Origin of the sequence: Thioclava dalianensis, assembly GCF_000715505.1 — a bacterium.
GTDB lineage: Bacteria > Pseudomonadota > Alphaproteobacteria > Rhodobacterales > Rhodobacteraceae > Thioclava > Thioclava dalianensis.
The window spans coordinates 1-22508 of record NZ_JHEH01000046.1 but is presented as its reverse complement, the minus strand read 5'-3'; the positions used below and the strand labels follow the sequence as shown (position 1 = coordinate 22508).

Sequence of the window (22508 nt, the reverse complement as noted above, 5' to 3'; positions counted from 1 at the left end):
ACCGCCAAACCTAGTAAGAAGCAAGGAAAAACCATCTCTCAAAACGATCCAAACTCAAAAATACTCAAAACCACAAACGCCCAAAACAGGGCGCTCTTCCTCGTTCCGAGGTGGAGTTGGGCTTTCGCTTCAAGCCCGCCGCACGAAAATATCCCCGGAATTGACCGCATCGGGTAGCGCGTCGATATGGGCGGCCATCTTTTCAGACGAGATCCACTGCGCAAGCTCCAGCCGATGGGTTTCTCCAAGGCTGAGATTGCATATGTACCTTCCAAGTTGGGCGAGGCGCGCGAGACCGCTTCGCGCGACGTCTCGCTGAAGCGTCGTAAATTCGAAGCTCAGCGCGGGCAGGGCGGATGACAGGCCCTCGAACACGTCTGCCTCGAAGCCCTCCACGTCAATCTTGACGAAATCAGGCTTGCCATATTCCGCGATCAGCGCATCCAGCGTTGTGACCTCGACTTCGATCTGCGCATCCCAGCGCTCCTGCCGCCAGCCATCGGTACTGGCTGCGGCCTGCACGAAAGCCTCTGACAGGCTCGCCACGGTCGGGTTTGCGGTATTGAGATGCAACACCATTCGGCCCTCCCGCGCGCCCACCGCCTGATTGAGCAGCCTTACGCCCGGCGTATTTCGGTGGATCAGCCGCAGCGCGCGATACATCCGGGGCTGGGGCTCGAGCGCCACCACCCGCGCGCCGAGAGACGCAAAGCTTGCGGTGCGATCGCCGACATGCGCGCCAATATCAAAGCATAGCCCGCCGCGCGGCACGAATTGCGCGTGCAAATGATCCATCCGGGCACGGCGCGTCGTATCGCGGTAATAGACCGCTAACGACTTTGCGAGACCGGCCCGCGCTTTCGCACGTGACGACGGAGATATTGCCATCTATGTGCCTTTCTGACGGTCGAAATTTGCCTCTGGTCGAGAGTTGCGTAAATGTGAGTTTACACGATACTGGCGCAATGACACGCATCGACCCTCTCAGCCTCAAACCCGCGCAGGCGCGCCAGACGGCGCTTGCTGGCGCGCGTTTTGGCGGGGCGGTGAGCTGGTTGTTTCTATGTGTGGCGGTGGCTGTGGCGGTCCTGCTGATCACCGATCTGCCTGCGGCGGCCCGTGCGAGTTTGCCTCTGATCTGGCTCGCTTTGGGCGGCGTCGTGCTGGCGCGCCTGCCGGAGTTTCACCCCCATGATCGCTTTGGTGCGGCCAATGTCGTGACCGCCTTGCGCGCGGCGGCGACGCTTGTTCTGGGCGCATTGGCGCTGATGTTTGACCGCTTTCCCGCCGAGGCGACCCGCGATGTGGCTTTGGGCGGGATCGTGGTGATCGCGCTCGACGGGGTCGATGGGTGGCTCGCGCGGCGCACCGGGTTCGCGTCGCGCTTTGGCGCGCGTTTCGACGTCGAGGTGGATGCAGCCCTGAGCGTGGTGCTCTCGGTCGCGGCGTGGCAGGCGGGTGTCGCGCCGCTGGCAATCGTGGCGCTGAGCCTGCCTTACTACCTCTTTTCGCTGGCACGCCTGCTTTGGCCGTTTCTCGCCCGGCCGTTGGAGCCAAGCTTTGCGCGCAAAGCGGTCTGTGTCGTCCAGATGGGGCTTCCGGTGTTTTTGCTATTTTTTCCCGTATCTTACGGGATTTCGGCCCTGCTAACAGGCGCTGTGATCACCGCCATTCTAGCGTCGTTCTCACGCGATCTGATCTATCTCGCGGCACGGCGGTCCGCCCCGCTATGAGGGCGCGCGAGCAGATAAAGCGCAGGCAGGGCGGCCACCAGATGCACCAGCCCGAACAGCAGGGAGGCTGCCACCCCGGCATCTGCGGCAAACCCGGCCAGCGGCCAGAGCGCAGCTGCCGCCCCCTCGCGCAGTCCCAAGCCCCCAAGCCCCGCGGGCACCAGCATGGCCGCGAGGCAAAGCGGGATCACGATCAGCGCCGCGCTCAGTGGCATCTCGGTGCCGACCGCGCGTGTACACAGCCAGAAACTGCCGATCAGCGCGGCCACGACGATCAGGTTCAGCGCCAGCAACTGCCCCATCGCCCGGCCAGCGCGTGCCAGTCTGCGCAGATCCACGCCAAATCCTGCAAGCGCGCGACCCGGCGAGCCGGGCAGGCGCGCTCCGAACACCAGCAGCGCGCCGAGACAGGCAAGCCCTGCGACGAACACCGCCACCAACCCCACGCTGTCGTCGCGCGCGCCGCTCCCGCCGAGGCCTGCCAGCAGCACCAGCGCGAGCATCACCTGACCGGAGAACCGCTCTATCATGACGCCGCGCAGCGCGGGCCCGGTGCCATGGGCCAGACGGCCACGCCAGACCCGCAGCGCATCGCCGCCCACACCTCCCGGCAACACGATATTGAACAGGCTCGCGAGGTAATATTCGCCAACCGCATGGCGTCGCGGCAGCGCTTGCCCCAGTGCCTGCACGGTCACCTGCCAGCGCCAGGCCGAGCCGAGGATCACAAGCTGCGCCAGAGCCAGCGCGCCCAGCAGCGGCCAGATCCGCGCCGAGGCAATCCGGCTCAATGCCGCCCCCGGATCGATCAGGCTCAACACGACGGCCAGCACGCCCAACGGCAAGAGCATGCGGCCCAGACGCAAGAGCAGGGGGCGATATGACACGTTCGGGGATCCTTTCCGGGCCGGTGCTGCAGGGGCTGATGGGCGTGCTGATCCTGTGGGCGCTGACCATCGTGCCCGCGCGGCCCGCCGGTGTCGAGGCCTTCGCGCATCTGCCGCTTGAAGTGCCGCTGGTGGTGCTGTGTCTCGCCGTTCTGTCACTGCGCGCGGCGCGGGTTCTGGCGGGGCTTGTGGCGTTGATCGCGGGGGGCGTGGCGCTGCTGCATCTGGCCGATCTTGGGATGTATCTCGCCTTTCAGCGAAGTTTCAATCCGGTGATTGACGCGCATCTGATCGGCTCGGGCTGGGAGCTGGCCTCGCGTAGTTTCGGCCCGATTGTCACCGCCTTTGCGGTCCTGCTCGTGGCGCTGATCGCCGCGCTGATCCTGTGGCTCTGTGCGCGGGGGCTGGGCGCGCTGTCGCGATGGCCGCGCGTACCTTTAGCGGCCGCGGCGGCCCTTGTGCTTGGCATAGGGCTCTTAGCCCCCGGTCTCACCGGCGCGCGGACCGGGTTCACGGTCACATCGGAGCTGCGTGCGCGCGCCACCCGCTTTTCGCAAACTTTGCACGAGGAGACCCGTTTCGTCCAAGAGCTCCGCCGCCCCGAGATCGGGCCGACGCCCGACTTTGCAGCGCTTGCCGGTCGCGATATCTATGTGATCTTCGTCGAAAGCTATGGCCGAAGCTGGCTCGATGCGCCGGTCTTTCGCGATGCGGCGCGTGGGCGTCTGAGCGCGGTGCAAGACCGGCTTACCGAGGCGGGTTTCGCGAGCCGCTCGACTTGGATGGCCTCGCCTACGCGGGGCGGGCAAAGCTGGCTTGCCCACGCGACCGCGCTGTCGGGCCTTTGGGTGAGCGGGCAGCCGCGCTATGACGCGCTTATCGGCTCGGATCGGGCCTCGCTCAACGCGATGTTTCGCGCGGCGGGCTGGGAGACGCTGGGCGTGATGCCAGCCATTTCACGGGCGTGGCCCGAGGCGCGCTGGTATGGCTATGACGTGATGAAGGATGCGAAGGGGCTGGGCTATCACGGCCAGCCTTTCGACTGGGTGACGATGCCCGATCAGTTCACGCTGGCGCGCAGCTCCGCGCTTGTCGCCGCTGCCGATCGGCCCGTCATGGTCGAGGCCGCCCTGATCTCCTCGCATGCGCCTTGGACGCCTCAGCCCGAGATCCTGCCTTGGGATCAGATCGGCGATGGGAGCGTCTTTGACGGCACGCGGCGCAGCGGTGCGCCGCCCTCCGAGGTCTGGGCCAATCCCGACAGCATTCGCGCCGCCTATGCCCGCGCGCTCGATTACACGATGGAGGTGCTGGGCCAATGGATTGCGCGGTCGGGCGACGACGCGCTGATCGTGGTGTTGGGCGATCACCAGCCCGCACCGCTCGTGGCGGGGGAGGATGCCAGCGCCGCGGTCCCCGTGCATCTGATCGCGCGCGACCCCGCCCTTTTGGCGCGGTTTTCGGGGGCATGGAGCGACGGGATGCTCCCGGCAGATGCGCTGCCCGAACGCCCGATGAGCGATTTGCGGGGGCTCATCGCGCGCTGCCTGTCGACGGGCGGATGTGCGCCCAGCCCACAGGAGGGGCTGTGATGGCGGATCTGCATCTTCGGGGGCTGACGCGCCGCTATGATACCGGGCGTCCGGCGGTCGATGCGATTGATCTGAGCGTCGCGGATGGCGAGTTTGTCGTGCTGGTCGGCCCCTCGGGCTGCGGTAAATCCACGACATTGCGGATGATTGCGGGGCTTGAGCCGCTTGATGGGGGCGAGATCGTACTCGGCGGACGCCCGGTGCAGCATCTCGATCCCGGTGCGCGCGACGTGGCGATGGTGTTTCAGAATTATGCGCTCTACCCGCATATGAGCGTGGCGCGCAATCTCGGTTTTGGCCTGCGCAAGCGCGGCCTGTCGCGCACCGAGCGCAAGTCCCGCGTCGAGGAGGTCGCCCGGCTGCTGGAACTCGACGGGCTGATGGCGCGCAAGCCTGCGGCCCTGTCGGGCGGGCAGCGTCAGCGGGTGGCGATGGGCCGGGCCATCGTGCGCGATCCGGCGCTCTTTTTGTTCGACGAGCCGCTCTCGAACCTTGATGCGCGGCTGCGCACCCAGATGCGCACCGAGATCAAGCGGCTCGCGCGGGTGATCGAGACGACCTGCATCTACGTCACTCATGATCAGGTCGAGGCAATGACGATGGCCGACCGGGTCGTCGTGATGCGCGCGGGTCGGATTGAGCAGGCAGGCAGTCCGATGGAGATCTACGACCGCCCCGCCACGCGCTTTGTGGCCGAATTTCTGGGCGCGCCCGCGATGACGATTGTGCCCGCGCAGATCACGCAAGGCGGCGCGCGGATCGAGGCGTTCGGGGCTGATCTTGAGGTTCCCGTGCCGCGCCGTGCCGCTTTTGCGCCCCTTGCGGGTCAGCGGCTCGATCTGGGTCTGCGCCCCGAGGATTTTCACCTTTGGGCCCCCGGCTCTGTGCCCCGTCCGGGGACGACCCTTGAGGCGCGCGTCGAGGTGGTTGAGGCGCTTGGCGTCGAGACGCTGCTTCATGTCGCATTGGGCGCGGGGCTGCGCGCCACCGCCCGAACCGTCCCACGCGCCGCCCCGCTCACAGGGGCGCACATTGCGCTGCGCCCGGATCTTTCGCGCGCGCATCTCTTTGACGCCGCCACCGGGGCCGCGCTTGCGCCGCCCCCCGCCACGCCCGCCATGATGACAGGAGATCTTGCATGACCATCCGCCACAGCCTTCGCCTCACTGCCCTGAGTGCCGCCCTGACGGCGGGTCTTACCGCTCCCAGCTGGGCGCAAGAGGATATGGTCACGCGCAGCCGCGTCGGGCCTGCCGATGCGCCAAATTCCATGAGCTTCCGCCTGACCGCGTTCGATCTTTACGCGCAAGATCCCAAGACCCGCGCGACGTTTGAGGCGCTTTATCTCGACATGCTCAAACAGTTCCCCGGTTGGAAGATCGACACCCAGTTGCAGACCAATGATATCGGGCAGGAACAGGCCCGGATGCTTGAGCAGGCGCGCGCCGGGCGCGGCCCCGATTGTGCGATGATCGACAGCTCGTCGCTGGGGGCTTACCGCGCGGCGGGGGTGCTCCAGCCGATGAATGCCTCGTTCAGCAAGGCCGAGATCGACGATCTTTTCCCCTTCGTGCGCAAGGCCGTGACCGACGATCAGGGCAATCTTCTGGCCTATTGGTGGTTCACCGATCTGCGGGTGCTCTATCGCGACACTCGGGTCGTGCCTGAGGCGCCCCAGACTTGGGCGCAGGCGCAGGCGGCCGGACTTGCCAGCGCCAAGGCGGGCTATGAGGGGCTGTTATTCTCGGGCGGGCGCTGGGAGGGCACCGCGCTCGACTGGCTGGGCAATTTCTGGGCCTCGGGCGGTGATCTGGTCGACGCCGAGGGCGCGCCGGTCTTCGGGCTGGGCGAGAACCGCGCGGCTTTCATCACGGCGTTGAGCTATTACGCGGATCTCGTGACATCGGGCGCAAGCCCCGCGCGCGTGGCCTCGATCACCAATTACGACGACTTCCTCGCGGCTGCGGCTGCGGGCAGCACCGCGATGTTCGTGGGCGGCTCGTGGCAATATGAGCAGCTGCGCGGCACGCTTGCGCCCGAGGATTTCGCTGCGTGGGAAGTATCCGAGCTGCCCGGACCAAGTGCGGATGCGGGCGCTACAGGGGCGGGCGGCTGGACCATCGGTGCGATGAGCGATGACCCAGAGAAGGTGAAGCTCTGCGCCGCCATCGCCAAGCTCTACGCGGGGCCGGGCAATGTGGCCCAAGGGCTCTTGCCGACCGCGACGGCGTATTACAAGGCATCGGATGTCTTCTCGACGCCGACCAATCTGGCCTATTCCAAATTCCTCGAACATGGGCGCCCGCGTCCGGGTGTGGCAATCTATCCAGAGATCGCCAATCAGATCGAGATCGCCATCGGCGCGGTGCTTTCGGGCGGCGATCCCGCAGAGGCAACCGACCGGGCGCAGCAGGCGGCGCAAAGCGCCTATGAGCGCCTGTGAGCCGAGCCGCCGATCCAAGCCGCGCGGGTCCGTGGCTCTGGCTTGGGCCTGCGCTTCTTGTGTTGGGCGCGATCTATCTGTGGCCCTTGCTGGACGCGGTGCGGCTCGCGTTCACGGATGCCACGCTTCTGCGCGCGCCCACGCGTGTCTCGCTTGATGCCTTCGCGGCGGTGCTCTCGGACCCCGCCTTGCCGGGGATCTTGCGGGTCACTGGGATCTTCACCGCCGCGAGCGTCATCTTGCTGCAAGCGCTCGGGCTTGGGATCGCGCTGCTGGTCCATCGCGGTGATCGGCGAGGCTTGCCGGGAATGGCGGCTTTGCGCGCGCTGGTGCTGGCCGCTTGGGTCGTGCCGGGCATCGCCAACGGGGTGATCTGGCAGATCGTGTTCTCCGAGGCGCCTTTCGGCGGGCTGAATGCGGTGCTCGCTGTGGTGGGGCTGGGGCCGGTGGCGTGGCTTTCGGACCCGGCGCTTGCGATGCTCTCGGCCATCATCGCTAATATCTGGCAGGGCACGGCCTTTTCGATGATCCTCTATTACGCAGCGCTCAAAGGGCTCGACCCTGCACTACAAGAGGCCGCAAAGGTCGATGGGGCGAGCGCGCTTGATCGCTTTGCGCTGGTGACGCTGCCTCAGCTCAAGGGCACGATCTTGGCGGGCTCGGTTCTGGTGACGATCCAGACGCTGGGCACTTTCGATTCCATCCTCGCGCTCACGGGCGGCGGGCCGGGGCAGGCGACCGAGGTGCTCTCGCTTTACACCTATAACACGGTGTTTCGCGGCTTCGATCTGTCGCGCGGCGCGGTGTTGGCACTGCTTCTGGCAGCGCTCAGCCTTGCCGCGGCGGCCCTCTACGCGCTGATCCTGAGGGAGCGGCGATGACGGGCCGGTGGGGCGATATCGCGACCTATGCGGCGCTGGCGCTGGTGGCGCTGTTCTTTCTCGGGCCGCTGGCCTGGCTCGTGTCGCTGGCGCTGCGCACGCCGGCGGAGGTCTACCAAGGGGCCGCCGCCTTCATCCCGGCCCATCCCACCGGGGCCAATTTCGTGCAGATTCTTTCGGATGCGGCCTTCGGGCAGTATCTGTGGAACGGGGTGAAGCTGTCGGTCGGCGGCGCTTCGGTGGCCACGCTCTGCGCAGCCCCCGCCGCATGGGCCTTTGCGCGGCTTGATTTCGCGGGGCGGGCGGGGCTGCTCTGGGCAATATTGGCCGTGCAGATGATCTCGCCGCTGGTGATCTTGATCCCGCTCTATCGCTATTTCGACGCTCTGGGGCTGCTCGACAGCCATGCGGCGGTGATCGCGGTCTATGGCGCGATTGGCATTCCGCTGACGGTCTGGCTGCTTAGCGCGGCCTTTGCGCGCATCCCGCGCGAGCTGGAAGAGGCCGCGCGGCTCGATGGGCATTCGCGCCTTGAGACGCTGGTGCTGATCACCCTGCCGCTGGCAGCCCCGGCGCTGGCGGCGGCCTTCGTGCTCAATGTCGTGATGAATTGGGGGCAGTTTCTGGTGCCCTTCGTGTTGCTCGGATCCGAGAAAAGCTGGCCGATTTCCGTGGCGATCTACCGCTTTGCGGGCTCGACCAGCGCCTCCACGACCCAGCTTTTGGCCGCAGCCTGCCTGATCGCGCTCTTACCAGCGATTGCGGTGTTTCTGGCGCTGCAAAAGCTGCTGACGCGGGCGCTCACAGGGGGCGCGCTCAAGGGCTAGACCAGCGCCTGACGCCGATGTGAGCGGGCGTGAAGTGCCGCGCGATTGCGTGCCTGCGCCCGCGCTCTTAGCGTGTCAGACGCGATGGTTCCCCATCCGGGGATCAATAGGGAATGCGGTGCGGGCGCGAGATGTCCAAAGCCGCGGCTGCCCCCGCAACTGTAGGCGGAGAGCCTGCGCCCATCAGGACCACTGGGACACCGGGAAGGTCGGGCGCATCACGGCGCAGATCCGCAAGCCAGGAGACCTGCCATCGCGACATGGTCTGCGCAGCCGCATCGGGACGGGGTGTGTCCGGTGTGAGGGTGGGGAGGAGAACTCCCCGCTCTGGAGGGGTGTGAAGACGGCCAGACACGGACCTCTATCTCATGACTTTTCACAGCATTTCTCTCTCTCGTCCCATCTCCGGGCTAGGTCGGCGCGTGATCGCGATCTACGCGTTGCTCGCCGTGCTCAACCTTGGCGCTTGGGGCTGGGCCTTCATCGCCTTTCACGGCCAGCCGCTGCTGCTTGGCACGAGCCTTCTGGCTTGGGGCTTCGGGCTGCGCCACGCGGTCGATGCCGATCATATCGCGGCGATCGACAATATCACCCGCAAGATGATGCAGGAGGGCAAGCGCCCGGTCAGCGTCGGCCTGTTCTTCGCGCTGGGACATTCCACGATCGTCCTGATCGTGGCGGCTTTGGTGGCAAGCACTGCCATCGCGCTGCAACGCGAGGAATTCGCGAATTGGCGCGCCATCGGCGGGACCGTCTCGACGCTGGTCTCGGCGCTGTTTCTGTTCGTGATCGCGGCGATGAATATCTCGATCCTGCGCGTCACCTGGCGGGCATTTTCGCGGGTGCGGCGGGGCGTGCCCTATGTCGCGCAAGAGCTTGAGGTCGGGCTGGGAGATCACGGTTTTCTGGCGCGGATCTTCCGACCGGCCTTCAAAATGGTATCGAACCCGCTTTGGATGTTCCCGCTGGGGTTTCTGTTCGGGCTGGGCTTTGACACCGCCACCGAGGTCAGCCTGCTGGGGATCTCGGCCCATCAGGCGAGCAGCGGGATCTCGATCGGCGCGGTGCTGGTCTTTCCCGCCCTCTTTGCCGCCGGAATGGCGCTGGTCGACACGACCGACGGGATCATGATGCTGGGGGTCTATGACTGGGCCTTTGTCAAGCCGGTGCGTAAGCTCTATTACAACCTGTGCATCACGCTTGTGGCGGTGATCGTGGCGGTGTTGATCGGCGGGATCGAGGCACTGGGGCTATTGTCCGACAAGCTGGGGCTGGCGGGCGCACCTTGGACGCTGATCGGCGGGCTCAACGCGAATTTCAACGATCTGGGCTTTGTGATCATCGCGGTCTTCGTGCTCGCATGGGCGCTGTCCTTCGCGATCTACCGTCTCAAGGGCTATGATCGGCTGGAGCCTGTCCGCGCCGTCAAATGACACGGGCTAGGACGCATCGATCAGCCGCCCATCCTCGATCCGCAGTCCGCCCGGCGCGATCCGGGTGCGAAACTGCGGATCGTGGGTGACAAGCACGATGGCTTGCGGCAGGCCCTGCAAGATCTCGGTGAGCCGTTCGACGTTGGTTGTATCCAGCGCGTTGGTCGGCTCATCGAGGAGCAAAATGTCAGGCTCCATCGCAAGCACGCAGGCAAGGCTCACCAGACGTTTCTCGCCGCCCGACAGGTGGTGGGTGATGCGCGCGCGCAAAGGCGCGATCCCCAACTGGTCGAGCACCCGTGTCACGATCTCGCTGGCTTGCGCGCGCCCCAGCCCTAGATTGAGCGGCCCAAACGCGATGTCCTCGGCGACGGTGGGGCAGAACAGCTGGTCGTCGGGATCTTGAAAGACATAGCCCGCGCGTCTGCGGACCTCGTGGAAATCACGCTCGTGCAGGCGCGGCCTGCCAAAAGCCGTGACCGTGCCGCGCGTCGGGCGCAACAGCCCCACGATCAGGCGCAGCAGCGTCGACTTTCCCGCCCCATTGTCACCCGAGATTGCCAGCCGCTCGCCCGCGCGCATCTGCAAAGAGGCGCCGCGCAGCACGGGTGGCTGACCGGCATAGGCAAAATCGATATCTTGCAGATCAAGCAAAGCCATGGCGCAGTTGCACTCCGATCAGGGTCAGCATCAGCCCCACGCCAATCGCGCCGAACACAAGGTCGCGCGCGCTCAGCGCGTAGGTGTCGAGCACGCGCAACCGCCCGTCGAAGCCCCGGCATTTCATCGCGCCCAGCACCCGCTCGGAGCGCTCGAGCGCACGCACCAGCATCATCCCCAGCAGATGGCCAAAGCTGCGATAGCTGTGCAGATTGGTGCCGGGCTTGAAGCCCCGGCAGCGCATCGAGACGCGCAGTCTCAGATATTCCTCGCGCAGCACCTCGATATAGCGGGTGGTAAACATCAAAAGCTGCACCAGCCGCTCTGGCAGATAGAGCGCATGCAGGGCCGAGCCCAGCCGGGCCGCCTCCATCGATCCCACCATCGCCATCGCCATCAAGATCACCGCATTGGCGCGCAGCGCGATCTGTACCGCCTGCGCCAGCCCCTCGCGGCTCGCGGTGAAGCCCCAAACCGTGATCAGCGGGCTGCCCGGCACGCTGAAGGGCAACAAGATCAGCATCGCTAGGATGAACCCATCCATCCCCGCCATCCGCCGCAGGGTGCGCCTCGGGGGCAGACCCGAGAGCGTCAGCGCCAGTACCGCCAGCGCCAGCGCCCCGCCAAGGGCTGCGAAATCGCTCAGGCAGACGGTGACGCAGGCAAAAAGCCCCGCCAGCACGATCCGCAGCCGGGGGTCGCGGCGCGCAATCAGCGCGGGCGGGCACGGATCGTCAAGCGCCCGCTGCGCCGGATCAAGGACATGGGCCATCTCAGCCGCCCATCCTGCGTCTGGCGGCGACGTAAAAGCCGATCCCGAAAAGCCCGACGATATAGCCGATCCCACCAAGGATGGTTTGCAGCCCATTGTGCTCCTTATAGGCGGCGATCTCGCGGGTCAGAGGCCGGATCTCGTCGCGCACCAGCTTGGCGATGGCCAACTCGTCGGCCCGGCTGAGCGTCATGGCCCCGCTTGCAGGTCCAGGTGTCTCGCTGGGCATGGCGCCTCCGGTGAGGGCCACGCCACCCGGCGGCGGAGCGGAGGGCTTTGCGCCGGGATCGCCCTGAAGCGCGAGCACCTGTGCGACATCCTCGGCCGGCAGGGTGAACTGCGCCAGATGGCCCGCGCCCAGATCGGCCTTGAAGACATGCGCCACCGGCTGGGAGGGCGTGAAGGTAAAGCTGCCCTGTTCATCGGTCACCGTCTCGCCCAGCGGCGCGCCATCGGGACCCTGCACCTCGACCTTGGCATCTTTGGCCATATCGCCGTTGGAAAAGCCGATTTGCCCCTCGATTACTGTGCCCGAGGGATAGGCCGAGGCCAAAACCTTATGGGCCAGCGCGGGCGCCGCCAGCCCGCATCCCAGCGCTAGAAAAATCGTGAAAACCGTGTTGCGTATCATGCCGGTTCTCCCCGGAGCGTGCTGAAAAGATCAGGCCGGACCTGTACGATCAGGGCGATGGCGGCAGCCGACAGCACCCCTTCGATCATCATGATCGGGATATGGGCCACAAAGACCAGCTTGGCTGCGGGCCAGAACGCATCGCCCGACAGACCCAGCGCAAGCGCCACGCAAAGCGTGGTCGCGGCAATCGCGAAGGCCCCGCCAAGCCCGCCCCAAAACATCACTGTCACACCGCTTGCCCGCGCGATCAGCGGGCGGAAGATCGCGCCTGCGAGCACGGCGGGCAGGGCGATGTCGAGCGTGTTCACCCCGAGCACCGTCAGCCCGCCAAAGCCGAAAAACACCGCCTGCAACAGCAGCGCCACGGCAAGCGCGGGGAAGGCGGCCCAGCCCAACACGAGCCCCGCCAGCCCGTTGAGGATCAGGTGCACCGAAGACGGCCCGATGGGCACATGCACCAACGAGGCCACGAAGAAGGCCGCCGACAGGATACCTGCCGCCGGGATCGTCTCAAGCGTGAGGCGCTTCAGCCCGAGCGTGATTCCACCCGCGCTGAGCACCGCGCCCCCGATCAAAACCGGGGCCGAGAGCGCGCCATCTACAATATGCATGCCAGCTCTCCCGCGCTCATTTCATGTCCCAGGCGCGGATCCAGATCACCGCATCCTGACTGAGCGCCTTGCCCTCATGCGTGCGCGCAGGCCCGGTGCCCAGCGCGGCAAAGCCCCAGACGCCCGCACGCGGGACCCCGTAGGTGAAATAGCCGTTCTCATCCGAGGTCACGACGAGGGCACCGCCGGGCAGAGGTTCTGTCGTGGCGGGACCGGCGGAAAAGCTCTCCAGGTCGGGCGTGGCTGCGAGATATTCCACCTCGATCTCGGCGCCCACCACAGGCTTGCCCTGCGAGAGCACACGCCCGGTAAAGGTGCCACCTGCGGGAATGTTATAAGGTTTGTCGAGCGGCACGATTTCGGTTGCCAGCCCCACAGGATCGGCCCAATCGCTCGGCAGTTGTCCCAGATTGAGATAGCTCTTGGCGAATTGCTGGATATAGAGATCCTCGCTTTGCTCGTAATAGGGCGCAGCGACCGTCACGAGCACATAATCGCCCATCTTGCGCACCGGCACCGAGGCTCGCCAGGCGACGGCCTCGTTCTGCGCGCCTTTGAAGGTGGCTTCGCTCAGGCTGGGGCCGAGATCGATCCTGCGGCCATGAGAGAGCGCAAAGACCTGCTCGGGGCGGGGCATGTCCATCGCATGCCCATTCTCGAACGGATGCCAGAAGATCAGCCCCACGGGCACGTCGCCCGGTTTTTCGACCATCGTCTCGGGCGTGTAGACCAGCTGGAAATGCGCCTGCGCGAGGTTCGGCGCGAGGCAGATCGAAAGCGCGCCCGCGGCGCAAAGGGAAGTCAGGTTTTTCATGTCGTCTCTCAGGTCATGGCACGCCCAACCGGGCGCGCGACAGCATTGAAGACAGACGGGGAGTTGGCTCGGAACGGGGTATTGGCACGCATGGGCCTGACCACTCCGGGCCAGACGCGCACCCCGGCGTCCGGTTTCAGATGGCCCGATCAATCGGGCGCATGTGTGCGGCAGGTCTCCTGGCTCACGGGTCGTAGCTTGGCTGGCCTTCCCGGGATTTGTCCCAGTGGCATCGATCAGCGTCGCTCACCGCTCACAGTTGCGGGGGCAGCCACGGATTTGGCACCTTGCGCGCCGCACCGTATTCCCTTTTTCGCCCGTCACACCCTTTGGCAGGGGCGCTCCGGGACCGAACACGCCTTTGTGTTGCCAGAGTGAGCCCGGCCAAGTCAACTGCAAACGCGCCGCATCAGATAGATATCCATGATCCAGCCGTGACGCGCCCGCGCTGCCTGCCGGGTGCGCGCGATCTGCGCGCCGATCTCGTCCAGCGGCCCGGCCAGACGGATCTCTTGCGCCATGCCCGCATAGGCCGACCACCAGATGTAAATCCCTTTCGGGTCAATCTCTTGGAAGGCGCAGTTGCCATCTAGCATGACCACGAGAGTCTCTGCGCCCTCGGGCCAGCCATGGGCGCGCAGATTGCGCCCGGTGGTGATCGTGACCGGCCCCCCGATCGTGTTGAGCGGCACCCCATGACCTGCGGTGAGCGCCGAGATCGCGCTCACCCCCGCGATCACCTCGCGGCGGATCTCCATCCGCGTCTCAAGCCGCTCCGCGATCCGCATCGTGCTGTCGTAGAGCGCAGGGTCCCCCCAAACCAGAAATCCCGCATGCCCGCCTTTGGGCAGGGCCGCGCGCAGGGCCGCCTCCCAACAGCGCGCCACCGCATCATGCCAGTCATCGACCCCCGCGCGGTAATCGGGATTGGCCGCATCGCGCTGGGGGAGATCGAACTCGACAAGCCGCGCCTCCATGCCCAGATGCGCCTCGCAGATTGCCCGGCGCAGCCCCGCCAGATCGTCCTTTTCCGGCCCCTTGCGAGGGATCAGGATCACATCGGCGGCCCGCATCGCGTCGATGGCCTGCAAGGTCAGATGTCCGGGGTTGCCCGCCCCGATCCCGATCAGCGAAAGCGTGATCATCGGATCACCTCCGGGCCGGGCTCTCCCAGCGGCCCATACAGGATGAGCGCGGGATCGAGACCGGGCGGGGCGGCGCGCAGGCGGTCGCGCAGCGTCGCAATATCGCTGAATTGCAGGCTTTGCCCGGGCGTCGACACGCCTTCTGCCAGAAGCGCGGGCGTCTCGGGCGAGAGGCCGAATGCGATCAATCGCTCGGCAAATTCCGCGAAGGTGCGCCGCCCCATATAGACCGCCGTGACCACCGCCGGATCGGCCAGCGCCGCCATATTGAGCCCCTCGGGCAGCGCGCCTGTCACGTCGTGGCCGGTCACGAATTGCACCCGTCGCGCGGTCAGGCGACGGGTGAGCGACAGATCGCAGGCCGCCGCCGCCGCCGAGGCCGCCGAGACCCCCGGGATGACCTCATGGGGCACGCCTGCGGCGCGCAGCGCGATAACCTCTTCTTCGAGCCGCCCAAAGATCCCCGCATCGCCCGATTTCAGCCGCACGACCCGGCCCCCGGTGGCTGCGTAATCCACCAGCAGACGGCTCACGTGATCTTGCCTAGGCGAGGGGCGGCCCGCGCGTTTTCCCACCCCCACGAGATCGGCCTCGGGGCGCGCCAGCTCAAGGATCGGGCCTGCCGAGAGATCGTCATAAAGGATCGCATCGGCGCGCTTGATCCGGTCAACCGCCTTGAGCGTCAACAGTTCTGGATCGCCCGGACCCGAAGAGACGAAACTGACAAAGCCGCTCATGTGGCCTCCGAGATCAGGTGAAAGAATGTGCCATGCGCCAGCCCCCGGCGTGAGCCGGTCTCAGCCACCACAGCGCCATTGGCGTCAAGGACGGTGGCCAGCGGCGCGTCAGGCTGCTCAAGAATGGTGGAGTAGTGAAACTCATGCCCGCGCAGCCCCGCCGTATGGCCCAGCCCGATCACCGGGTGGTGCAGCTTGGCGTGGCGATAGCCCAGATGCATCTTGCGGGTCTCATACGAGGTCACGAGGCCCAACAGCCCCGCCATTTCGTGCCGCGTGCCCGCCTTGTCGATCAGCGCGCGGCCCATCGCCATGTAGCCGCCGCATTCGCCATGCACGGGGCGGGTGGTGGCAAAATCGCGCAAGCCCGCCTGAAACCGTGCGGCTGCGGCCAATGTGCCCGCATGTAGCTCGGGATAGCCACCCGGTAGCCAGCAGATATCGGCGCTGGGCGGTGGCGGCTGATCGGCGAGCGGCGAGAAGGGCAGGATCTCGGCACCCGCCGCGCGCCAGCCCGCGACCAGATGCGGATAGAGAAACGAGAAGGCCGCATCCTTCGCCAGCGCGATCCGCTGCCCCGGCGGCGTGAGCGCGCGGGCGGTCCCCTTGGGGGCACGGGTAGGGCGGGCCGCTGCGATCACCGCATCCAGATCGACATGGGCGGCGATGAACCGCCCGGCCTCGGCCATCATCGCTTCAATCGAGGCGTGCTCGCTGGCCTGCACAAGGCCCAGATGGCGCTCGGGCATCTCCAGATCGGGTCTGCGCGGCAGCACGCCCAGAACCGGCAACCCGGCTTTGTCCATGCCCGCGCGTAACAGCGCCTCGTGGCGCGGGGAGGCCACGCGGTTGAGCACGACCCCCGCCACATCGAGCCCGGGCTGGAAACGCGCAAAACCCTGCGCGACGGCGGCCGCCGACTGCGCCTGTCCCGAGGCGTCAAGGATCAGCACCACCGGCCAGCCCATCATCTGCGCCATCTCAGCGCTCGATCCGGTGCCGCATTCGCCGGGCCGGGCGACCCCGTCAAAGAGCCCCATCGAACCTTCCGCCAGCACCAGATCGGCGCCTTGCGCGACCTGCACCATCTGGCCCAGCACCGCCTCGGGCATGGCCCAGCTGTCGAGATTGAACGAGCGCTGCCCGGAGGCCGCCTGATGAAAGCCGGGATCGATGTAATCCGGCCCGCTCTTGAAGGGCTGCACCCTCAGGCCGCGATCCGTGAGCGCGCGCAACAGACCCAGCATCAGCGTGGTTTTCCCGGTCCCAGAGGCGGGCGCTGCGATCAAAAGGCCGGGCGGCAGGCTCATGTCTTAGCCTCCGGAAAGCGCGGGGCCGTGCCATTGGGGCGAAACCTGCGGTCGTAATCGCCCGCGTAAAGGCAGCTTTCGTCGAAATCCTCTGAGGCGAGGGCCGGGCCCACAAGAATGAGTGCGGTGCGCCCGCGTGCCCCGCCGCTGGCCGCGATCACGCTCGATAGCGTGGCGCGCAACACCGTCTGATCGGGCCAGCTTGCGCGCCAGACCACCGCGACCGGGCAATCTGGCCCATAGGCAGGCGTGAGCCGCGCGACCACCTCGTCGAGCAGATGCACCGAGAGATGAATGGCAAGCGTCGCACGGGTGGTGGCGAAATTCTCCAGCGTCTCATGGGGCGGCATCGCGGTTGCGCGCCCCGAGGTCCGGGTGAGCACCAGCGATTGCGCCACGCCCGGCAAGGTCAGCTCAGCCTCAAGGGCGGCGGCAGCGGCGGCGACCGCAGGCACGCCGGGGGTGACGTCAAAGGGGATGCCCTCTGCACGCAACCGGCGCAACTGCTCGCCCATCGCCGACCAGACCGACAGATCGCCCGAATGCAGCCGCGCGACGTCATGGCCCGCCGCATGCGCCGTGCGGATCTCGGCGATGATCTCATCAAGCGAGAGCGGCGCCGTGTTGACGATATGCGCGCCGGGCGGGCAATGGGCCAGCAGCGCCTCGGGGATCAGCGAGCCCGCATAGAGGCAGACCGGGCAGGACGCGATCAGGTCGCGCCCGCGCAGGGTGATCAGGTCGGGCGCGCCGGGGCCTGCGCCGATGAAGTGAACCGTCATGTCTCGTCTCCTGTTGCTAGGGCGGCGCTGGCCATCCGGTCGGGTGAGATCCGCCGGGCGATCAGCAGCCGCGCGCCGGGGCCGCATGCGGCCAGCGCCGCTGCCTCGGCCAGCGATCCCGCCCCGATCCGCGCGATCACGCGCGCCGAGCGGGTGTGCGTACTCTGGGCTGCGATCCGCTCTGGCGCGATCGCCAGAAGCGGCAGCCCCAAGGCGCGGGCAAGGGCGCGCGCCTGCGGTTGATCGGCTTTGTCCTGTGTCGTGGCGAGGGCCGCGATGGGGGCCTCCAGCGCCTCGATCAGCCCGATCAGCGACGCCAAAGGTGCGGCACTGCGAAATCCGATGCCCGCCACATTCCCCGCCACAGTCATCGCGTCACGCTCCATTGGGTGATCGGGCGTGCGGGCGTCCAGCCGCGCATCCGGCCCAGCGGGCTGGCCTGCGCGATGTCGATGCGCAGCAATTGCCCGCCCAGCTGCGCGTGTTGCGCCACCAGCAGCGCCTCGGTCTCAAGCGTGACCGCATTGGCCACCAGCCGCGTGCCGATCGGCAGCCGCGCCCAAAGGACGCGCAGCACCGCCGGATTGGCCCCGCCGCCCAGAAAGACCGCATCGGGCTTGGGCAGGGCCGCCAACGCTTCGGGAGCGGAAGCTTGGTGGGGGGTGATGCGATGCGATAGCCCGAAGTCTTCGGCATTGCGCGCAATATTGGCGCAGCGATCCGCGCGGGGCTCCACCGCCTCGGCGCGACAGCCGGGCGCTGCGAGCGCCCATTCGACCGAGATCGCGCCCGAGCCCGCGCCCAGATCCCACAGCCGCTCATTGGCGCGCGGGGCGAGGGCCGCGAGCGTCAGCGCCCGGATCGGTGCCTTGGTGATCTGCCCATCCGAGGCAAAAAGCGCATCCGACCGCCCCGGCACCGCTGAGAGCCCCACAGCGCCAAAAGCCTCAATGGCTACGGCCACGGGAGTTTCGCAATCGGAGGCCTCGAACGCCTCGGCCCGGGTCTCGGCGATGCGCTCGCGCGGACCGCCAAGCGCTTGCAGCAGCCAAAGCCGCGAGGCGCCAAACCCCTGCGCCGTGAGCCAATGCGCCAGCGCTTGCGGGGCGGCTGCGTCGCGCAGCAGGCAGATCATCCGCGCGCCGCGGCTAAGCACCGGCACCAGCCGCGCAAACGGGGCGGCATGCAGGCCGATGACGCAGATCTCCTCAAGCCGCCAGCCCAACCGGGACGCCGCAAGCGCCGCTGTTGAGGGCGCGGGAAATGCGCGCCACTCGCCGGGTGCGAGATCGGCACTGAGCGAGCCGCCCGCGCCGAACCAGAACGGATCGCCCGAGGCCAGCACCGCGACGCGTTGACCGCGCAGGGCCAGCACTGGCTCTGTCGAGAAGGGCACCGGCCATGGCCGCCCGCGCGCGCCGATCTCAGCCAAAGCCAGATGGCGCGGCCCGCCGAACACGACCTCTGCACGCTCCAGCGCCGCACGGCTTGCGCCTGTCAGCCCGTTCAGGCCATCTTCGCCCAGACCGATCACGCTCAACCAAGGATCATCCATGGCGCGCATCCTTCTTCTTGGCGGCACCAGCGAGGCCAGCGAATTGGCCCGCGCCTTGGCTCTGCGTGGCGATGATGCGGTGTTCTCCTATGCCGGGCGCACCGAGACGCCCAAAGCCCAGCCGCTGCCAATGCGGGTGGGTGGCTTTGGCGGGATCGCGGGCTTGCAGCGATATCTGCACGCCGAAGCCATCACCCATGTGATCGACGCCACCCATCCCTTTGCCGCCCAGATGAGCCAGAATGCCGTCGCGGCCTGCGCGAAAGCGGGGGTGGCGCTTTGCGCCTATGAACGTCCGGCGTGGCGCGCCGAGGCCGGGGACCGCTGGACCCATACGCGCGATCTGGAGGCTGCATGCGTGGCCCTGCCACGCAATCCCGCGCGGGTGTTTCTGGCCACCGGGCGCCAAACCCTCGGGATTTTTGCGCAGCGCCCGGAGCATTTCTACCTTCTGCGCCTTGTCGATCCGCCGCAGGACCCGTTGCCGCTGCCGCGCGCAGAGGCGGTGATCGCGCGCGGTCCGTTCACCGAAAGCGCCGATCTCGATCTGCTGCGCGAGCATCGGATCGATCTGGTCGTGGCCAAGAATGCGGGCGGATCGGGGGCCTATTCCAAGATGGCGGCGGCGCGCGCGCTGGGCCTGCCGGTGATCGTGATTGACCGACCCAAGCTGCCCGCGCGCCGGATCTGCGGCAGTGTGCAGGAGGTGCTGGGATGGCTCGATCATGGGGCCTCCACCGAGCGCGGCGAATAGACGAAACGCCCGACGCGTCGGGTCTGCGAATTGCCAAGGAGGACGATGGTGCGCATATCGGCCATCTCGGGCGTGGCCTCGGCCAGCGTCACGGTGCGCAGCGCCTCGCCGGGTTTGCTGACATCGCGCGCGAATGAGATCAGTCGCTCGGGGCCGCATTCGGCGCGCAGGATCGCAAGCACGCGGGCGAAGTCATCGGGCCGCGCGCGCGAGCGGGGATTGTAGAATGCCATCGCGAAATCGCCGCGCGCCGCCATCCGCAGCCGATGTTCGAGCACGTCCCAAGGCTTGAGGTTGCAGCTCAGGTTGATGGCGCAGAAATCATGGCCCAGAGGTGCGCCGAGCCGTGCGCTGGCCGCCAGCATCGCGGTGATGCCGGGCAGAATGGCGATGTCGAGATCGCACCAGTCGGGGGGACCGGCTTCAAGCGCCTCAAAGAGGGCCGCCGCCATCGCAAACACCCCCGGATCGCCCGAGGAGACCACGACGACGCGCCCCCCCGCGGCCGCCAGCGCCAGCGCATGGGCCGCGCGCTCGCATTCGACCCGGTTGTCACTGGCATGCAAGGCCCGGCCCGGACGCGCGGCGATCCGCGTGACATAGGGGCCATAGCCCACGATATCGGTTGCCTGCTCAAGGGCCTGTGCGACCTCGGGCGTCACAAGGGCGGGATCGCCGGGGCCGAGCCCCGCCACGCGCAGCCAGCCGCTCATGGCCGCCGCCCCTGACCATGGATTACGGCGATCGAGAAATAGGGCACATCCGTGGCCTCGCTCAGCGGTCCGATCTTTTGGCCCGCCATCGTGCCCCGTTCGATCAGCCATGTCTGTTCCAGCTTGCCTTCGGCCTCCAGAGCTCGCTTGAGCTTGTCGAGATTGCGCCCGATCTTCATCACCACCAGCGCATCGGTATCCGCGATCCGGCGGCGCAGTTCCTCCTCGGGCAGGGTGGCCATCAAAACGGTGAGCACATCATCGCCCCACGTGATCGGCATGCCCGTCTGCGTCCAACAGCCCGACATCCCGGTGATCCCCGGCACGATCTCGATCTCGACACGGGCCTGAAGCCGCGCATGCAGATGCATGAAGGAGCCGTAGAAGAAAGGGTCGCCCTCGCAAAGAACCACCACGTCATCGGTCTTCGTGATCGCGGCCAGCCGCTCGGTCCAGTCGTCGTAGAACGTCTGCAAGAGCGCGTTATAGCGTGGATCGCCCAGCGGGATTTCGGTCGTGACGGGATAGTCCATCGGATATTCGACCGCGCCCGTGGGGATCATCCCATCGACGATGGTGCGCGCCTGACCGCGCGCGCCCCGTTTGCAGAAATAAGCGATATGGCGCGCGACACTGAGATGGCGCGCGGCACGCAGGCTCATCAGTTCCGGGTCGCCCGGTCCAAGTCCGACGCAGATGATTTTTCCCATGCTCGACTTACTCCTTCCGGCTCGCGAGCGCATTGAGCGCGGCAACCGTGATCGCCGAGCCGCCCAGTCGCCCGGTGACGACAAGCGCGGGCACAGGCGGCGCGCCGATCAGCGCGGCCTTGGATTCCGCCGCCCCCACAAAGCCCACCGGGCAGCCGATGATCGCCGCCGGGCGCGGGCAGTCGGGGTCTTGCAACATGTTGAGCAGGTGAAAGAGTGCGGTCGGTGCATTGCCGATCGCGACCACTGCACCGCCGAGCCGCTCGCGCCACAGCTCTAATGCGGCGGCCGAGCGGGTATTGCTCATCTCTTCGGCAAGACGGGGCACGCGGGTGTCATGCAGGGTGCAGATCACCTCGTTTTGCGCAGGCAGCCGGGCGCGGGTGATCCCCTCTGACACCATCCGTGCGTCGCAAAAGATCGGGGCTCCGGCCTCAAGTGCCGCCCGACCGGCTGCGACGAAATCGGGCGTCATCTCGATGTCGGAGGCCAGCGCGACCAAGCCCGAGGCATGGATCATGCGCACCGCAATGGGCTCTTGCTCGGGGGTGAAGCGCTCCAGATCGGCCTCGGCGCGGATCGTGGCAAAGCTCTCGGCATAGATTCGGGGGCCGTTTGTTTCGTAGATATGGGTCATGCCGGGGTCTTTCGTTGAAAAGGCCTGAGGGGTGAGAAGCGTCGTGCGGGTCAGATCGCGCAGGTCGGGGGGATCGCCAGCCCGACCGTTGCGGATCAGATCGAAACGGTCGGTGTCGCGCGCCACGAGGGTCAGATCGGCGGGGCCGGGATGGGCGCAGCCCTTGGCACAGCCCGAGACGTGCAGATGCGCGCCTGCGGGCAGGTGCTTGGCGAGCGCACGGGCCAAAGCGCGCGTAGGCGCCAGCCCCTGCAGGCAGCCCGGCGCGCCGTGGCAGGTATCGATGCGCAGGCGCGGATCGTCGGGATCGGTGATCAGACCGGGCAGGTCGGGCACCTCCGTGGCATTCTCAAGCAGCAACATCCGCCACGGTGTCAGCCGCAGCGCGCCCAGCTCTGCCAGTGCATCCAGCGTGTCACTCGACAGCTGCCCAAATTCGAGCGCGACCAGCATCCCGCTTGGACAAGGGCCGGGCTTTGGGGTGGGCTGCGCAGGCATGCGCGACACGCTCTGCCAGCCGCGTGGGAGCTGCGCGCCTGCGCCCAGATGGCGCGCCATGCGACCACGATTGTCCTGCACACCGCCGCTTTGCACGAACCACCGGGCCAGAGCGAGCGCCTCTGCCGCGGCGGTCTCGGCGGTGACCGCGCGCCCGGCCTCGACCCCGTCGGCGCGACAGATCAGTCCGCCCTGCACCCGCTCGATGCGGATATCGGCGGCGGTGCCTGGCAGGATCGGGGCCGTGCCGCAATCCACCGCAAAGCCGAACTTCCCCGACAAAGCAGGCGCGCCGGGATCTGAGAGCACCGCGTGCAACTCGGCTGCAATTCGCGCGCTCTCATCGCCCATGCGCCAGAACGGCTCGAGCGCGATATTGC

General features: G+C 67.1%; 24 protein-coding genes and 2 riboswitches. Of the genes, 8 read left to right on the top strand and 16 right to left on the bottom strand.

Annotation, left to right across the window (positions count from 1 at the left end; genetic code table 11):
* Window positions 1-129 precede the first annotated feature (129 nt).
* Complete coding sequence (locus DL1_RS19015; protein ID WP_038069419.1) at window positions 130-888, bottom strand: FkbM family methyltransferase; 759 nt, start codon at window positions 886-888, stop codon at window positions 130-132.
* A 77-nt stretch (window positions 889-965) separates the two neighbouring features.
* Here DL1_RS19015 and DL1_RS19010 point away from each other — a divergent pair, with 77 nt between their 5' ends.
* Window positions 966-1733, top strand: coding sequence for a CDP-alcohol phosphatidyltransferase family protein (locus DL1_RS19010; RefSeq protein ID WP_051693694.1), 768 nt, complete (start codon window positions 966-968; stop codon window positions 1731-1733).
* Here DL1_RS19010 and DL1_RS19005 read toward each other — a convergent pair.
* Window positions 1700-2620 carry a lysylphosphatidylglycerol synthase transmembrane domain-containing protein gene (locus DL1_RS19005; RefSeq protein ID WP_143081696.1) on the bottom strand — a complete coding sequence of 307 codons (921 nt, stop codon included), beginning with the start codon at window positions 2618-2620 and terminating at the stop codon, window positions 1700-1702. The two genes, DL1_RS19010 and DL1_RS19005, sit on opposite strands and share 34 nt — an antisense overlap.
* Here DL1_RS19005 and DL1_RS19000 point away from each other — a divergent pair.
* The 6 genes from DL1_RS19000 to DL1_RS18975 all read left to right on the top strand — a co-directional run bounded on the left by DL1_RS19000 (window position 2614) and on the right by DL1_RS18975 (window position 9796).
* The gene (locus DL1_RS19000; protein WP_051693692.1) at window positions 2614-4212 is read left to right on the top strand and encodes an LTA synthase family protein; all 1599 of its coding nucleotides are present in this window, start codon (window positions 2614-2616) and stop codon (window positions 4210-4212) included. The genes DL1_RS19005 and DL1_RS19000 overlap by 7 nt on opposite strands.
* Window positions 4212-5354, top strand: coding sequence for an ABC transporter ATP-binding protein (locus tag DL1_RS18995; RefSeq protein WP_051693691.1), 1143 nt, complete (start codon window positions 4212-4214; stop codon window positions 5352-5354). Before DL1_RS19000 ends, DL1_RS18995 begins: the two co-directional genes overlap by 1 nt.
* Window positions 5351-6655 (top strand): extracellular solute-binding protein, encoded by a 1305-nt coding sequence (locus DL1_RS18990; protein ID WP_038069417.1) that lies wholly within the window; start codon window positions 5351-5353, stop codon window positions 6653-6655. The genes DL1_RS18995 and DL1_RS18990 overlap by 4 nt, the downstream gene beginning before the upstream one ends.
* Window positions 6652-7536 carry a carbohydrate ABC transporter permease gene (locus DL1_RS18985; protein WP_038069415.1) on the top strand — a complete coding sequence of 295 codons (885 nt, stop codon included), beginning with the start codon at window positions 6652-6654 and terminating at the stop codon, window positions 7534-7536. Before DL1_RS18990 ends, DL1_RS18985 begins: the two co-directional genes overlap by 4 nt.
* Complete coding sequence (locus DL1_RS18980; protein WP_038069414.1) at window positions 7533-8363, top strand: carbohydrate ABC transporter permease; 831 nt, start codon at window positions 7533-7535, stop codon at window positions 8361-8363. Before DL1_RS18985 ends, DL1_RS18980 begins: the two co-directional genes overlap by 4 nt.
* 68 nt (window positions 8364-8431) lie before the next feature.
* Window positions 8432-8632: riboswitch (cobalamin riboswitch) on the top strand.
* Between the two features lie 153 nt (window positions 8633-8785).
* Window positions 8786-9796: a HoxN/HupN/NixA family nickel/cobalt transporter gene (locus DL1_RS18975; protein WP_211250646.1), complete on the top strand. Its 1011-nt coding sequence runs from the start codon at window positions 8786-8788 to the stop codon at window positions 9794-9796.
* 6 nt (window positions 9797-9802) lie between these two features.
* Here the strand turns inward: DL1_RS18975 and DL1_RS18970 are convergent, their stop codons facing one another.
* The 11 genes from DL1_RS18970 to DL1_RS18920 all read right to left on the bottom strand — a co-directional run bounded on the left by DL1_RS18970 (window position 9803) and on the right by DL1_RS18920 (window position 18816).
* The gene (locus DL1_RS18970) at window positions 9803-10456 is read right to left on the bottom strand and encodes an energy-coupling factor ABC transporter ATP-binding protein (protein WP_038069412.1); all 654 of its coding nucleotides are present in this window, start codon (window positions 10454-10456) and stop codon (window positions 9803-9805) included.
* Window positions 10443-11228: a cobalt ECF transporter T component CbiQ gene (cbiQ, locus tag DL1_RS18965; RefSeq protein ID WP_038069409.1), complete on the bottom strand. Its 786-nt coding sequence runs from the start codon at window positions 11226-11228 to the stop codon at window positions 10443-10445. Before cbiQ ends, DL1_RS18970 begins: the two co-directional genes overlap by 14 nt.
* A 1-nt stretch (window position 11229) precedes the next feature.
* A complete protein-coding gene (locus tag DL1_RS18960) occupies window positions 11230-11859 on the bottom strand; it encodes a hypothetical protein (protein ID WP_038069406.1) in 630 nt (209 codons plus the stop codon).
* On the bottom strand, window positions 11856-12473 hold the full coding sequence (gene cbiM / locus DL1_RS18955) for a cobalt transporter CbiM (RefSeq protein WP_038069405.1): 618 nt from the start codon (window positions 12471-12473) through the stop codon (window positions 11856-11858). Before cbiM ends, DL1_RS18960 begins: the two co-directional genes overlap by 4 nt.
* Before the next feature lie 16 nt (window positions 12474-12489).
* On the bottom strand, window positions 12490-13287 hold the full coding sequence (locus DL1_RS18950; protein WP_038069404.1) for a DUF4198 domain-containing protein: 798 nt from the start codon (window positions 13285-13287) through the stop codon (window positions 12490-12492).
* Window positions 13288-13439: 152 nt separating this feature from the next.
* Window positions 13440-13656, bottom strand: a riboswitch (cobalamin riboswitch).
* A gap of 20 nt (window positions 13657-13676) precedes the next feature.
* Window positions 13677-14432, bottom strand: coding sequence for a precorrin-6A synthase (deacetylating) (cobF, locus tag DL1_RS18945; protein WP_038069402.1), 756 nt, complete (start codon window positions 14430-14432; stop codon window positions 13677-13679).
* Window positions 14429-15169 (bottom strand): uroporphyrinogen-III C-methyltransferase, encoded by a 741-nt coding sequence (gene cobA, locus DL1_RS18940; RefSeq protein ID WP_038069399.1) that lies wholly within the window; start codon window positions 15167-15169, stop codon window positions 14429-14431. Before cobA ends, cobF begins: the two co-directional genes overlap by 4 nt.
* Entirely contained in the window at window positions 15166-16479 is a 1314-nt protein-coding gene (locus DL1_RS18935) for a cobyrinic acid a,c-diamide synthase CobB (RefSeq protein ID WP_038069398.1), read from the bottom strand. Before DL1_RS18935 ends, cobA begins: the two co-directional genes overlap by 4 nt.
* Complete coding sequence (gene cobM, locus DL1_RS18930) at window positions 16476-17261, bottom strand: precorrin-4 C(11)-methyltransferase (protein WP_038069397.1); 786 nt, start codon at window positions 17259-17261, stop codon at window positions 16476-16478. The genes DL1_RS18935 and cobM overlap by 4 nt, the downstream gene beginning before the upstream one ends.
* A complete protein-coding gene (locus DL1_RS18925) occupies window positions 17258-17632 on the bottom strand; it encodes a cobalamin biosynthesis protein (protein WP_038069396.1) in 375 nt (124 codons plus the stop codon). The genes cobM and DL1_RS18925 overlap by 4 nt, the downstream gene beginning before the upstream one ends.
* Window positions 17629-18816, bottom strand: coding sequence for a bifunctional cobalt-precorrin-7 (C(5))-methyltransferase/cobalt-precorrin-6B (C(15))-methyltransferase (locus DL1_RS18920; protein ID WP_038069395.1), 1188 nt, complete (start codon window positions 18814-18816; stop codon window positions 17629-17631). The genes DL1_RS18925 and DL1_RS18920 overlap by 4 nt, the downstream gene beginning before the upstream one ends.
* Between DL1_RS18920 and DL1_RS18915 the strand changes: the two genes are divergently transcribed.
* Window positions 18815-19570: a cobalt-precorrin-6A reductase gene (locus tag DL1_RS18915; protein ID WP_038069393.1), complete on the top strand. Its 756-nt coding sequence runs from the start codon at window positions 18815-18817 to the stop codon at window positions 19568-19570. The genes DL1_RS18920 and DL1_RS18915 overlap by 2 nt on opposite strands.
* On the opposite strand, the gene cobJ is transcribed toward DL1_RS18915, so the two are convergent.
* The 3 genes from cobJ to DL1_RS18900 are packed head-to-tail and all read right to left on the bottom strand — an operon-like array spanning window position 19540 to window position 21630.
* Window positions 19540-20283: a precorrin-3B C(17)-methyltransferase gene (gene cobJ / locus DL1_RS18910; RefSeq protein WP_038069390.1), complete on the bottom strand. Its 744-nt coding sequence runs from the start codon at window positions 20281-20283 to the stop codon at window positions 19540-19542. The genes DL1_RS18915 and cobJ overlap by 31 nt on opposite strands.
* A complete protein-coding gene (locus tag DL1_RS18905; protein ID WP_038069388.1) occupies window positions 20280-20993 on the bottom strand; it encodes a precorrin-2 C(20)-methyltransferase in 714 nt (237 codons plus the stop codon). The genes cobJ and DL1_RS18905 overlap by 4 nt, the downstream gene beginning before the upstream one ends.
* 7 nt (window positions 20994-21000) lie before the next feature.
* Entirely contained in the window at window positions 21001-21630 is a 630-nt protein-coding gene (locus DL1_RS18900; RefSeq protein ID WP_038069420.1) for a precorrin-8X methylmutase, read from the bottom strand.
* Window positions 21631-22508 lie beyond the last annotated feature (878 nt).

Bases quoted from the DNA above. Each gene is read 5' to 3' on its own strand.
- cbiM (WP_038069405.1), bottom strand. From the start codon at position 12,473: ATGCATATTGTAGATGGCGCGCTCTCGGCCCCGGTTTTGATCGGGGGC.
- DL1_RS18925 (WP_038069396.1), bottom strand. From the start codon at position 17,632: ATGACTGTGGCGGGGAATGTGGCGGGCATCGGATTTCGCAGTGCCGCA.
- cobJ (WP_038069390.1), bottom strand. From the start codon at position 20,283: ATGAGCGGCTGGCTGCGCGTGGCGGGGCTCGGCCCCGGCGATCCCGCC.
- DL1_RS18935 (WP_038069398.1), bottom strand. From the start codon at position 16,479: ATGAGCCTGCCGCCCGGCCTTTTGATCGCAGCGCCCGCCTCTGGGACC.
- DL1_RS18990 (WP_038069417.1), top strand. From the start codon at position 5,351: ATGACCATCCGCCACAGCCTTCGCCTCACTGCCCTGAGTGCCGCCCTG.
- DL1_RS19015 (WP_038069419.1), bottom strand. From the start codon at position 888: ATGGCAATATCTCCGTCGTCACGTGCGAAAGCGCGGGCCGGTCTCGCA.
- DL1_RS18995 (WP_051693691.1), top strand. From the start codon at position 4,212: ATGGCGGATCTGCATCTTCGGGGGCTGACGCGCCGCTATGATACCGGG.
- DL1_RS19000 (WP_051693692.1), top strand. From the start codon at position 2,614: ATGACACGTTCGGGGATCCTTTCCGGGCCGGTGCTGCAGGGGCTGATG.
- cbiQ (WP_038069409.1), bottom strand. From the start codon at position 11,228: ATGGCCCATGTCCTTGATCCGGCGCAGCGGGCGCTTGACGATCCGTGC.
- DL1_RS18900 (WP_038069420.1), bottom strand. From the start codon at position 21,630: ATGACCCATATCTACGAAACAAACGGCCCCCGAATCTATGCCGAGAGC.
- DL1_RS18920 (WP_038069395.1), bottom strand. From the start codon at position 18,816: ATGGATGATCCTTGGTTGAGCGTGATCGGTCTGGGCGAAGATGGCCTG.
- DL1_RS18960 (WP_038069406.1), bottom strand. From the start codon at position 11,859: ATGATACGCAACACGGTTTTCACGATTTTTCTAGCGCTGGGATGCGGG.
- DL1_RS19010 (WP_051693694.1), top strand. From the start codon at position 966: ATGACACGCATCGACCCTCTCAGCCTCAAACCCGCGCAGGCGCGCCAG.
- cobA (WP_038069399.1), bottom strand. From the start codon at position 15,169: ATGAGCGGCTTTGTCAGTTTCGTCTCTTCGGGTCCGGGCGATCCAGAA.
- cobM (WP_038069397.1), bottom strand. From the start codon at position 17,261: ATGACGGTTCACTTCATCGGCGCAGGCCCCGGCGCGCCCGACCTGATC.
- DL1_RS18980 (WP_038069414.1), top strand. From the start codon at position 7,533: ATGACGGGCCGGTGGGGCGATATCGCGACCTATGCGGCGCTGGCGCTG.
- DL1_RS18950 (WP_038069404.1), bottom strand. From the start codon at position 13,287: ATGAAAAACCTGACTTCCCTTTGCGCCGCGGGCGCGCTTTCGATCTGC.
- DL1_RS18905 (WP_038069388.1), bottom strand. From the start codon at position 20,993: ATGGGAAAAATCATCTGCGTCGGACTTGGACCGGGCGACCCGGAACTG.
- DL1_RS18970 (WP_038069412.1), bottom strand. From the start codon at position 10,456: ATGGCTTTGCTTGATCTGCAAGATATCGATTTTGCCTATGCCGGTCAG.
- DL1_RS18915 (WP_038069393.1), top strand. From the start codon at position 18,815: ATGGCGCGCATCCTTCTTCTTGGCGGCACCAGCGAGGCCAGCGAATTG.
- cobF (WP_038069402.1), bottom strand. From the start codon at position 14,432: ATGATCACGCTTTCGCTGATCGGGATCGGGGCGGGCAACCCCGGACAT.